The 11,679-nt window shown below is 38.0% G+C and carries 8 protein-coding genes; 5 read left to right on the top strand and 3 right to left on the bottom strand.

All coding sequences use genetic code 11. The features are described from left to right. Positions 1–159: 159 nt before the first annotated feature. From EHQ24_RS08715 to gatB, 3 genes are all read left to right on the top strand, one after another. Positions 160–1,635 (top strand): aldehyde dehydrogenase family protein, encoded by a 1,476-nt coding sequence (locus EHQ24_RS08715; RefSeq protein WP_135601284.1) that lies wholly within the window; start codon positions 160–162, stop codon positions 1,633–1,635. 191 nt (positions 1,636–1,826) lie between these two features. Beyond that, the gene (locus EHQ24_RS08710) at positions 1,827–2,930 is read left to right on the top strand and encodes a bacteriohemerythrin (protein ID WP_135601283.1); all 1,104 of its coding nucleotides are present in this window, start codon (positions 1,827–1,829) and stop codon (positions 2,928–2,930) included. Positions 2,931–2,989: 59 nt separating this feature from the next. After that, on the top strand, positions 2,990–4,453 hold the full coding sequence (gene gatB, locus EHQ24_RS08705) for an Asp-tRNA(Asn)/Glu-tRNA(Gln) amidotransferase subunit GatB (RefSeq protein ID WP_135601282.1): 1,464 nt from the start codon (positions 2,990–2,992) through the stop codon (positions 4,451–4,453). On the opposite strand, the gene EHQ24_RS08700 is transcribed toward gatB, so the two are convergent. The 3 genes from EHQ24_RS08700 to cobT are packed head-to-tail and all read right to left on the bottom strand — an operon-like array spanning position 4,450 to position 6,910. Continuing rightward, complete coding sequence (locus EHQ24_RS08700; protein WP_135601281.1) at positions 4,450–5,043, bottom strand: histidine phosphatase family protein; 594 nt, start codon at positions 5,041–5,043, stop codon at positions 4,450–4,452. The genes gatB and EHQ24_RS08700 overlap by 4 nt on opposite strands. After that, on the bottom strand, positions 5,028–5,849 hold the full coding sequence (locus EHQ24_RS08695) for an adenosylcobinamide-GDP ribazoletransferase (protein ID WP_135601280.1): 822 nt from the start codon (positions 5,847–5,849) through the stop codon (positions 5,028–5,030). Before EHQ24_RS08695 ends, EHQ24_RS08700 begins: the two co-directional genes overlap by 16 nt. After that, positions 5,846–6,910, bottom strand: coding sequence for a nicotinate-nucleotide--dimethylbenzimidazole phosphoribosyltransferase (gene cobT, locus EHQ24_RS08690; protein ID WP_135601279.1), 1,065 nt, complete (start codon positions 6,908–6,910; stop codon positions 5,846–5,848). The genes EHQ24_RS08695 and cobT overlap by 4 nt, the downstream gene beginning before the upstream one ends. 162 nt (positions 6,911–7,072) lie before the next feature. On the opposite strand from cobT, the gene dnaE reads away from it, so the two are divergent. Beyond that, complete coding sequence (gene dnaE / locus EHQ24_RS08685) at positions 7,073–10,570, top strand: DNA polymerase III subunit alpha (protein WP_135601278.1); 3,498 nt, start codon at positions 7,073–7,075, stop codon at positions 10,568–10,570. Positions 10,571–10,575: 5 nt separating this feature from the next. Beyond that, positions 10,576–11,676 carry an AraC family transcriptional regulator gene (locus EHQ24_RS08680; protein WP_135601277.1) on the top strand — a complete coding sequence of 367 codons (1,101 nt, stop codon included), beginning with the start codon at positions 10,576–10,578 and terminating at the stop codon, positions 11,674–11,676. Positions 11,677–11,679 lie beyond the last annotated feature (3 nt).

Below are 11,679 nucleotides of genomic sequence, written 5' to 3'. Positions count from 1 at the left end.
GTATTTAGAACGAACGGAAGTTTACGCACAAAATGGGCCTCCTCCAGGGTTTGGTAAGGGGTTTTTGGCATAAAAAAGACATAGATTCGCCCCGTTTCCTTGAAAAAGTTCTTGAACTTCCTCTCTAAATGAACGAGAGTCAGTAATACGGAGATTCCCATGACCCAAGCCACTCTAACACAAGCCCCAACTTCGGGAAAGGCTGTGATCCAAACAAAAAGTTTTACTCCATCCGATATCGATCGTATTTTCAAGGCGCAAAAGAAAAAGGCTTTGGAACTTCGTTTGTCGAATTTCAAAACAAGAATCGCAAAACTCAAACAACTAAAAGCAGTTGTCCTCAAATACCAAAAAGAAATCCAAACGGCTCTGCATTCCGATTTTAAAAAATCAGCCGGAGAAGTGGACATTACTGAAATCCTCCCTACCATTGCAGAAATCAATGATGCCATCCGCCATGTGAAACATTGGATGCGCCCCAAAAATGTGATGACACCTCCCACTTTACTTGGAGCTACAAGTCGCATCGTATATGAACCAAAGGGTGTTTGCCTCATCATTGCTCCATGGAATTATCCTTTCCACCTAGCAATTGCTCCACTAGCAGCTGCGATTGCTGCTGGAAATACCATTATGTTAAAACCGTCAGAGTTCACACCGCACACTGCCGATGTCATTAAGGCAATGTTAAGTGAGATTTTTGCGGAAGACGAAGTGGCAGTTTTTGAAGGGGATGTATCTGTTGCTACGGCATTACTCGAAGTTCCTTTTGATCATATCTTTTTTACTGGTTCCACTCCAGTTGGTAAAATTGTTATGACTGCTGCTGCAAAAAACCTTACTAGTGTTACGTTAGAATTAGGTGGTAAGTCGCCATCTATCGTTGCAGAAGATGCTGATCTAAAGGTAGCTGCCGAAAGAATTATGTGGGGAAAATTTCTAAATGCAGGACAAACTTGTGTGGCACCTGATTACCTTTTGATTCCAGAGTCAAAAGTAGAAGAGTTTGTTAAAAATGCCAAGGAAACAACAGAAAGTTTCTTTAAATCCAAACCAGAAAATTTTTCCTCTAGTCCCGACTTTTGCCGTATCGTAAACGCTAAAAATTTCAGTAGAGTATCTTCTTATGTTGATGATGCAGTGAAAAAAGGTGCAAAAATTGCCTATGGTGGAGAAGTAAGAAGTTCTGATAATTTCATTTCACCAACCATCCTTACAAACGTTTCTTTAGACTCGCGTATTATGGAAGATGAAATTTTTGGACCACTCCTTCCAATTGTGACTTACAAAACTTTGGATGAAGCCATCCAGATCATCAATGAGAGGCCAAAACCATTGGCGTTGTATATTTTCACCAAAAAAAGAAGTACATCCAAATATGTGATCAAAAGAACAAGTTCTGGTGGAACCGTTATCAATGACGTTATCCTTCACTTGGTAAATTCAAATCTTCCATTTGGTGGAGTGAATCATTCTGGACATGGTAGTTATCACGGACTTTTTGGGTTTAAAACTTTTTCTCATGAAAGATCTGTTTTACAAACTCCTAAGGCATCCATTGCAAAACTGATGTATCCACCTTACTCAAGTTTTGTGAGGTTCATCGTGAAGTTTACTACAAAATTTTTCGTTTAGTATCCAATCTGAATCAAAACAAACACTCCCTTGTGTAAAATCGGGGAGTGTCTGTGAAATTTACTACAAAATTCCCCTCTTTTAATATTCTATTTTATCTAAATTTGTATTTTCAATATTACTGATAAATATCAATTCCTAAAATCGTTCTAATTCGGTGACATCTGACTCGCGGTTATTTTTGTGGAGCAATGCAGAAGGATTACTCCGCGCATCTCGATTCCTTAAGAATCACTTGGTTAAGTGAGCCATTCCATCTCGGAATCCCTATCATTGACTTACAACATGTTTGGTTGGTTCATATTATCTTGGAATTGGAAGAAACGATTGTCGAATCTGAAAAAGATGGTTCTGACGTTGATGTTCATTCTTCTTTTCGAAAAGCATTGGATTATGTTTCAGAACATTTTACTTTAGAAGAAGATATTTTGGAACATTTTAACTATCCAAAATATAAAGAACATGTACAAGGCCATCGTCAATTTGTCGAACGTTTAACGGAAAAATATTACGAAGCAAAAAATAACCAAATGGCAGCTTTGGGAATTTTACAAATCCTGAAAAAATGGTTATTTCAACATATCTTACATGATGATACCGATTATGCAGAATTTTTCAAAGCAAGTGGTCTCGATTTAAAATCTTACTGTAATGAAATACTAAAATCTGGTAAATATCCAATTTCCAAAGAACAACTTTTGATATATCAAAACATTGTACAAGTGGATACAACTCATATAAACCTACACGAACAGTCCATTGATATCATCCAAGAAATTAGAAACATCTGGAAAACTTATAACTTGTCTACTGGTATTCCTATCATTGACTTACAACATGTTTGGCTTTTGAAGATGATTGTTGAGTTAGACAATTCATTGAAGTTAGGTGATGGTTCCAGTGAAACTTTTCATAAAGTTATAGCAGCAGCCATTGATTATACAAAAGATCATTTTAGTGTGGAAGACAAAATTATGAGATACTTCCGGTATACGGATGTGGTACAACACATGAACCAACACAAACGTTTTATCGAATTTATCAAAACGAGAAACGATGAATTCAAATTAGGAAATCCGCGTGCTGGTTTGCATTTGGTGCAGGATCTCAGAAATTGGCTTTTGTCACATATTGCCCTTGAAGATAAAAAAATTGGAATCGCCTTTGAGGCCCGTGTGAGAGACCTTTCGGAGTTTACGAAAAAACTGCACCAAACTGGCGAAATTAGCATTTCTCGGGAGCAAAAAAACCTCTATAAATTGGTAATGCAATCGGCCCCTGACCCTCTGGATTGATTTCCCTCGGAAATTGAATTGCCAGGTTCATTTTCCGGGAAAATCCTGTTTTCAAACCCATGGAATACGAAGTCATCATCGGTCTGGAAGTTCACGTCCAGCTCAATACTCTATCAAAAATATTTTCCACAGCTACGAATGAATTCGGTGGTAGTCCCAATACTCATATTTCTACACTTTGTGTGGCTTTACCTGGCACATTGCCAGTGTTAAACGAAGTTGTTTTGGAAAAAGCAGTGCGTGCCGGTGTGGCCCTTGGATGTGAAATCACAAGGTTTACAAAATTTGATCGTAAAAATTATTTTTACCCCGATTTGCCAAAAGGTTACCAGATTTCTCAGTTTGATAAACCTTATGCAACCCAAGGTGGAGTCCATATTAAATTAAAAGGGGAAACAGAAGAAAAATTCATTCCTCTCACAAGAATTCATATGGAAGAGGATGCGGGAAAACTAATTCACTCTCATGATCCTTCCATAAATCGTTCCTATGTAGATTACAACCGTGCAGGAACACCTCTGATCGAAATTGTATCAGAACCAGACTTACGTTCTTCTGATGAAGCTTATGTTTATTTGAACGAACTCAAAACAATCTTACGATACATTCAAGTATCTGATTGTAATATGGAAGAAGGTTCTCTTCGTTGTGATGCAAACGTTTCCATTCGACCTAAAGGGGAAAAAGGGTTTCGTACTCGAGTAGAAATCAAAAACTTAAACTCCTTTAAAGCCGTAAAACAAGCGATAGACTATGAGATTGAATGGCAAAAAGATGTTTATTCCCGAGGGGAATCATTTCGCCAAATGACAAAACTCTGGGATGCCACTTTACTCAAAACCATTCCTATGCGTTCCAAAGAAATGAGTCACGATTATCGTTATTTTCCAGAACCAGATCTTCCAACCATTCAAATTGCTGATTCCTTTATTGAAGACATTCGTAAATCATTACCAGAACTTCCTAGACAAAAAAAGGAAAGATACAAAACGGAACTTGGTCTTCCTGACTATGATGCCGAAGTTCTTACCAGCGAACGCGAGATAGCCGAATACTTTGAACAAGCTTTACTTGTATCCGAAGATGCTAAAAAAACTTCCAACTGGGTAAAAGATGAAATCCTTGGAATCGTAAACAAAGAAAATATTTCCATCCAAGAATTTGCCATCGATCCTTTGCGTATTGGTAAACTTGTAAAACTCATCAACTCAGGTGAAATCACAGGTAAAATTGCCAAAACCATCTTTGAAGATATGTTAACATCCAAAGACCAACCAGAAGCCATTGTGGAAGCAAAAGGTCTGAAAGTAGTTCGTGATGACAAGGCCCTCGAAGAAATTGTGATCCGAGTGATTGAGTCTCAACCAGAATCGGTTGAAGGTTGGAAAAATGGTAAAGACCGTGTGCTCGGTGCGATTGTTGGTGGAGTGATGAAAGAAACCAAAGGGAAAGCCGATCCAAAACTTGTGAACGAATTGATTCTTGCGAAACTTGGTCCCCTCGGAGAAAAAAAGAAAGTTTAATCTATCTCTAATTTGTGGACGGAACCAAAGTCCACAGGTGATTTGAAGGCTTCTGCGTAAGGGATTCCGTTCTGTTTGCAAAGAACCGCTCGGATGGGACCTGAGTGACAAACAACAATCAGTGAGTTTAAGGATTTGTTGTTTGTTTTTTCCCAGTCCATTCTTAAAGACCCATTAGATTTCCAGTCATTGATAAAAGAATCCATTCGAAAGATGAGATCAGTAAATGCTTCTCCACCGGGAGTTCTGGCATTGACGAAATCTTTCATCCAAGGAATGGTTTCTTTTCTTGGAATTTCTTCCCAAAGTTTTCCATCCCAATCTCCAAAATTCATTTCCCACAAACGTTCGTCAGTTGGTATTCGCGAATGATCCGCTTGTGAAAAATTGTATTTGGATAATAATGCAGCAGAAAGTTTGAGAGCTCTCGGTGCTGGACTCGACAGAAAAAAATCAAAGGTAGATGGTAAATAAGAAAATGTAGAGTCTGCCGTATCTTCTACTGGAAATTTGAGAGGAAAGTCGGTGCGTCCATAACAAGTTCCTTTCGGTGCGATGGTTTCTGGATGGCGGATTAAATAGAGGTCCACAAAAATACTCCTGAAATCCAAAGACAAGTTTCTACCACTTGTTGCACGGCTCCCAAACAATCTCCGGTAAATCCACCAATCCAACGTTTCATTAAAGAATACATATAAATTAAACTGGGAAAAATAAAAACCAGACTTAATAAATATTTTGGATAAAAGTAGGAGAGACAAATAAATGGAACCAAACCCGCAAGGCTTGCAAAAAATGTTTGAGGCCAAGTAATTTCTTTGGCCATTGGTTTTGCATATCCTTCTTCTTTTGCATAAGGGAGGAGTTTCATCATCAGAACAGAAAAAAATCGACTGAGGCTATGAGCAGAAATAAAATACAACCAAATTATTGTTAATTGGTTTATTTGATCAAATGAAAATTGATCCCATTTGATTTTTGTGTCTAACAAGGATTCCGTAGCGCCTAAAATTTTTAATACAAGTAGAAGTGAAATTCCTGCCGCGCCAAAACTCCCGACCCGGCTATCCTTCATGATCCGAAGGATGTCTTCTCGTTTCCAACCGCCGCCAATCCCGTCACAAAAATCAGAAAACCCATCTTCGTGAAAGGCACCTGTTATGATTAACAAAAACCCCAGTGAAATGGCAAATGCGATTCCTGGGCCAAAGAAGGTTTGAAAAAAAGTAAAAACTATCCACTGCAAAGAACCAAGTAGAATTCCTACAAAAGGAGAGTATTTAATTGATTTATGTAACCATTCTTCTTTGAACCCGATCCAATGGGGCGAGGGAATTCTCGAAAGAAAAGATAAACAAACAAAGAATAGGCGAATTTCTGTTACAATTAAATTCATGTTATATATTTTGAATCCGTATTGCTCACGCCAGCGTCAGCAAAGGAAGCCATTTCGTTTAAAAATTTTACACTTAATTCAATGAGTGGGTATGCTGCGAGGGCACCACTTCCTTCTCCTAAACGAAGGTTGAGTCGAAGGAGTGGTCTTACTTTCCAATGGTCTAATACTACAGTATGTCCTTCTTCTTCTGATAGATGTGAAAAAATGGAATAGTCTTTTACCGTTGGGTTCAATGCAAAAGCAATTGCAAAGGCGGCAGTGGAAATAAAACCATCCACTACAAATGTTTTTCTCTGTGCCGCTGCCCCCAACATAGCTCCGGACATCATACCAATTTCAAAACCACCAAATTCAGAAAGTATTTCTAACGGATCTTTTAGTTTTCCCGTTCTATCGAAGGCTTCTGAAAGGATTTTAAATTTGTTTTCCTTCCCGCTGTTATTGAGTCCAGTTCCTTTTCCAACAAGTTTTCTAAGTGGAATGTCTGTCAAATGTGATAGGATAAGAGAAGCAGAAGAAGTGTTGCCAATGCCCATTTCACCGAATAAAAATATATTTGATGATTCATATTTTGTTTCGTTTAGAAGTTCTATGCCACTAAGGATTGTTTCTTTTGCCTCATCCAATGACATAGCTTTTGATTTTAAAAAGTTAGAAGTTCCTTTTCGAATTTTTCTTTCAATCGGTTTTGTGACACTCCCTTCCCAATCATGATCCACCCCCGCATCTACCACTTCCACACCGATATGACTATGTTTGGCGAAGACATTGGCACAGGCTCCACCTGATAAAAAATTCAAAACCATCTGCCAGGTAACATCTTTCGGATATAAAGAAACTGGTTCTTCCGTAATCCCATGATCTCCTGCAAATAGAATCAATTTGGGATTCTTTAACTCCGGGGAAATGGTATTTTGGATTTCTGCCAGTTGTAAGGCAAGGGTTTCCAAATCACCTAAGGAACCCAATGGTTTGGTTTTATTGTCTATTTTATTGCGGATGGACTTTCGCAAAACATCAGTTACTGGAGAAATGGAGGGTAGGGAAAATGGTGACATAAACAAAACCAATCTAAAAGAACCAGTATCGACTTCCATCGTTTTTGGGCTTGGACGGGACAGGGAGGTTTGGGAATTGGCATTTTGGGCCGAAAAAATTCGGAATCTCTCCCTTGGGGCGCTTTACGTAGGAAGCCGTCGGAGTTACTATGTCACCAAGCTATGGAAGATTTCGCCCACCTTCACTTACATACTACCTATTCCATGCTCGATGGAGCCATTCGGATCAGCGATCTCATGAAACGAGTGAAGGAACTTGGCATGAGTTCTGTCGCTATCACGGATCATGGAAACATGTATGGGGCCATTGAATTCTACAAAGAGGCTGTCAAACACGATGTCAAACCCATCATCGGTTGTGAATTTTATGTAACTCCTTCTAGAAGTGCCGAAACGGAACTTGATGAGATTGCTGATGGTGGTGCTTACCACATTATTTTACTTTGTAAAAACGAAACTGGTTATAAAAATATAATTAAGTTAGCAAGTCGATCCTTTACCGAAGGTTTTTATCGCAAACCAAGGATTGACTACGATTTATTAGAACGTCATAGCGAAGGTCTTGTTTGTTTAACCGCTTGTCTTGCGGGTGAAGTCAATCGTAAAATTTTAGAAGGCAAAGAAGATAAGGCGTATGCGTTAGCTGGTCGGTTGCATGAAATTTTTCGTAAAGAAGACTTCTATTTAGAAATTCAAGATCATGGAATTCCAGAACAACGAACTGTTGCGGAAGCGGTGATGGGATTTTCCAAACGAACTGGAATCCCTCTTGTACTCACGAACGATTCTCACTTTTTAACGAAAGATGATAAAGAAGCACAAGACATCTTACTTCGTATTGGAATGCGAAAAAACATCGATGATGAAATGCGCTTTGGATTCAATGAAAACTTTTATGTAAAATCTCCGGCGGAGATGATTAATATTTTTCCTGATCATAAGGATGCATTTTATAATACATTAGCCATTCGTGATAAATGTTCTTTAAATTTCCAATTTGGAAATCCATTACTTCCTCCTTTCGAAGTGCCTCCTGGTTTTGATACAGATAGTTATTTAGAAAAACTGGTTTGGGAAGGTATCAAGGAAAAATATCAGGACATAACTCCTGTTGTGCGAGAAAGAACGGAATATGAAATGCAAACAATTAGAAATATGCATTTTGCCGGATACTTTCTGATTGTTCAGGATTATATTAACTTTGCTCGGCGTGCGGGAATTCCGGTAGGCCCTGGCCGAGGGTCCGCTGCAGGATCCATCATTGCCTATGCCCTTGGGATTACCAATGTGGATCCCATTCGTTATAACTTACTTTTTGAAAGGTTTTTGAACCCTGATAGAAAGGATATGCCAGATATTGATACGGATTTCTGTGTTGAAAGAAGGGAAGAAGTAATTAATTATATCAAACATCGGTATGGTGAAAATAGAGTAGGCCAAATCATTACTTTCGGATCTCTTGCTGCAAAAGCTGCCATTAAAGACGTAGCTCGTGTATTCAATGTTCCGTTTTCTGAAGTAAACGAGATGAGTAAACTTTTTCCCAAAAAATTGGGAATCACAATTCAGGAAGCCGTTGATACATCTAAAGACCTTCGTGACATTGCAGAAAAATCTGATTTAAACAAAAAAGTTTTTTATATTGCTCAGAAATTAGAAGGTAACTACCGTCAGGTGGGTAGACACGCAGCTGGTGTTGTCATTGCTCCTACTGCATTAGAAGAAATCGTTCCATTGTCGACAGTCAGTGAACCTGGTCGAGATGGGCGTTCCATAGTCACTCAGTACGACAAAAACATGTCGGAACAAGTGGGACTGATAAAAATGGATATTTTAGGTTTAAAAAACTTAACTACCATCCATCATGCAACCAAACTCATTGAAAAACGACATGGGATTTTACTCGATTTAGATAAAATTCCATTAGATGATCCTGCCACATTTAGTTTGTTACGAAAGGCAAATGTTCTCGGGATATTCCAGTTAGATTCGTCTTCAGGAATTCGTGATCTTTTTGCCAAAGCACAAGTGCAAAAATTTGAAGAAATTGCCGCCTTGCTTGCGTTATACCGTCCGGGTCCAATGGGATCAGGGATGTTGGATGATTATTTGGATCGTAAAAATGGCAAAAAGAAAGTAGTTTTCCCGCACGAAAGTTTGGCAGAAGTATTAGGCGAAACTTATGGTGTCGTTGTTTACCAAGAACAGGTGATGGGTATTTCACGGATTATGGGTGGATACTCGGTTGGAGATTCGGATGTTCTTCGTAAGGCGATGGCTAAAAAGGATAAATCAAAACTTCCTGCATTAAAAGAGAAGTTTGTTAAAGGTGCCATCGAAAAAAAGATCAATGAAAAACTTGCTATCGAACTTTTTGAACAATTGGAAAAATTTGGTGAGTATGGTTTTAATAAATCGCACTCAGTGGCTTATGCATTTGTCACTTACCAAACTGCATTTTTAAAAGCCAATTATTCCATTGAATACTTAACCGCTCTATTATCGGGAGACCATTCAAAAATTACTGATGTTGTGAAATACATTAACAATGCAAAAGAAATGGGAATTCGAATTTTAGGACCCGATGTTAAAGAATCAGGAATATCATTTGAAATCATTGATGATAAAACAGTAAGGTTCGGTCTTTCTTCTATTAAGGGAGTGGGGGAACTGGCTGCTGAAAATATAATTTCTAATCGTAATTCTATTGGTGGTTATCATCAACTTGGTGACTTCACAAAGAAGTTGGACACAAGACTTGCAAACAAAAAGGTACTCGAGTCTCTGGCACAAGGAGGAGCCTTTGATTCTTTTGGTTATACAAGAAAAACAATTTCCGAATCCACAGATATTATTTTAAACTATGCCAACAAAAAACAAGCAGAAGAAAAAGAGGGTCAGTTTTCATTGTTTGGCGGTGCTAACGGCGGAGGGGAAGAAGATCTTAACCTTCCGAAAGATGGGATTGAATGGAATGGTGACGAACTACTTAGAAAAGAAAAAGAAACTACGGGGTTGTATCTTTCTGGCCATCCGCTCGATAAATTTACTGAACAATTAAAAACATTAAAACCGACTACCATAGAAAACTTAGAAGAAGTTCGACCCAAATCCAAAGTTGAAATCGCTGGAGTTCTTTCCAAAAAAGTAGTCAAACTCACCAAGAAAAAAGAAGAGTTTGTGAACTTTATGTTGGAAGACCAAACCGGCGAAATTGAGTGTGTTGCCTTTCCAAAGACATATGCGGAGTTCAAACACCTATTCACAGAAGATAATACCGTTTTTATACGCGGAATTTTAGAACGTTTAGATGCCGACGAATCAGAGTTAAAAGGTCAGATCATTGTCAATAAACTCGAAGAATTAAATTCGGTTACCATCGAAAAGAAAATGGAAAAAACACTCCATTTAACAATCAACATGATGGATGAAAAAAATAGAGATGTGATTTTGAAGTTACAAGATGTTCTTTCTGTACATAGAGGAGCATCTTCTGTATTTTTTCATTTAGTGGGAAATGGTAATGAGAAAAAAGTAATTCGTGCTCATGACCATTTTTCCATCGAGATTACTCCTGATCTGATGAAGATGTTAACCGACATACTTGGAAAAGGAACAGTTCGTTATACCGTTGGTGAAGAAGTAAGAGTTTACGGATAAAAATTGTGGAGGGTGACTCTGTATCCTTAAACTTACTACTCGAGTTTCTTTGGATGGGATCTGGCTCTGTATTCTGTTTGATCTGGTCACTTTCTAATTTAATTCAAAATCGAAAGGTGTCTGGATTTGTCTGGTCTTTTATTTTGTTTTCCACTGGGCTTTGGTTACTCACCGGCGCATTTATGTTCACCGGGTTTTATAAGTACTTTCCATCCATTGCACTTGCTCATATTCCCTTTGTATTTCTATCTTCTACATTACTCTATTTGTATTTAGAATATTTGTTTTTGGAAAAACCAATCCAAATCAAAATTTACCATTTTTTTCCAGCAATCATCGCGATTTTCTTTTTGATTCCATTTTATTCGGAATCGGATTCGAAACGATTGGAGTTTTTAGAGCAATTGACCCAAACGGAATATGGCTCTGTGATCGTTGGTTTGAATTTTGGAATTAAACTTTCAATCTTGTTTTCCGTAGGATTGTTTTTACTGAAAGAATGGATTCCGAATGTTAGGTTGTCTGTTTTCTTTTCTAAAAAAGCAATTTATTCTCTAATATTCGTTCTTCTCATTTGGATTGATCTTTTATTAGGAAGTATTGGATTTACTTTCCAAATCCCTTTTTTTCGTAAACTCAGCGCTTATCTGCTTCCGGTTTTAATGTATTTCTATTACTTTACCCGGGAACTTTGGACACCGTTTGTGTCGGATGTTCGTGATAGCATCCAAAGAAATAAATATGAAAAATCTAAATTGGTATCGGTCCAACTTGAGACCATTGACCAAAGATTGTATCAACTGATGGGTGAAAAAGTGTATTGTGATGAAGACCTTAGTCTTTCTAAATTAGCAGAGATGGCAGAAGTCAAACCTGGTCAACTTTCGGAATACTTTCACAAAAGATATGGGTTTGGGTTTTATCAATACATCAATCAATATAGGATTGATGAGGCAAAACGTTTGTTATTGGAATCGGAAGAGAGGTCGATTCTCTCCATTGCCGATTCGGTTGGTTTTAATTCTAAGTCAACTTTCAATCGAGTTTTTTTGGAATCGGTTGGATCCACTCCTAGCGAATTTCGTAAACAATCAAAATTGATCTAAATC

The sequence above is a fragment of the Leptospira noumeaensis genome (assembly GCF_004770765.1).
In the GTDB taxonomy this organism is placed as follows: domain Bacteria; phylum Spirochaetota; class Leptospiria; order Leptospirales; family Leptospiraceae; genus Leptospira_A; species Leptospira_A noumeaensis.
The sequence above is the reverse complement of the archived record's forward strand: the minus strand, read 5'-3'. Positions and strand labels throughout refer to the sequence as shown.

Excerpts from the sequence above, each read along its gene's own strand:
- EHQ24_RS08715 (WP_135601284.1), top strand. The coding sequence starts at position 160 with ATGACCCAAGCCACTCTAACACAAGCCCCAACTTCGGGAAAGGCTGTG.
- EHQ24_RS08710 (WP_135601283.1), top strand. The coding sequence starts at position 1,827 with ATGCAGAAGGATTACTCCGCGCATCTCGATTCCTTAAGAATCACTTGG.
- gatB (WP_135601282.1), top strand. The coding sequence starts at position 2,990 with ATGGAATACGAAGTCATCATCGGTCTGGAAGTTCACGTCCAGCTCAAT.
- EHQ24_RS08695 (WP_135601280.1), bottom strand. The coding sequence starts at position 5,849 with ATGAATTTAATTGTAACAGAAATTCGCCTATTCTTTGTTTGTTTATCT.
- cobT (WP_135601279.1), bottom strand. The coding sequence starts at position 6,910 with ATGTCACCATTTTCCCTACCCTCCATTTCTCCAGTAACTGATGTTTTG.
- dnaE (WP_135601278.1), top strand. The coding sequence starts at position 7,073 with ATGGAAGATTTCGCCCACCTTCACTTACATACTACCTATTCCATGCTC.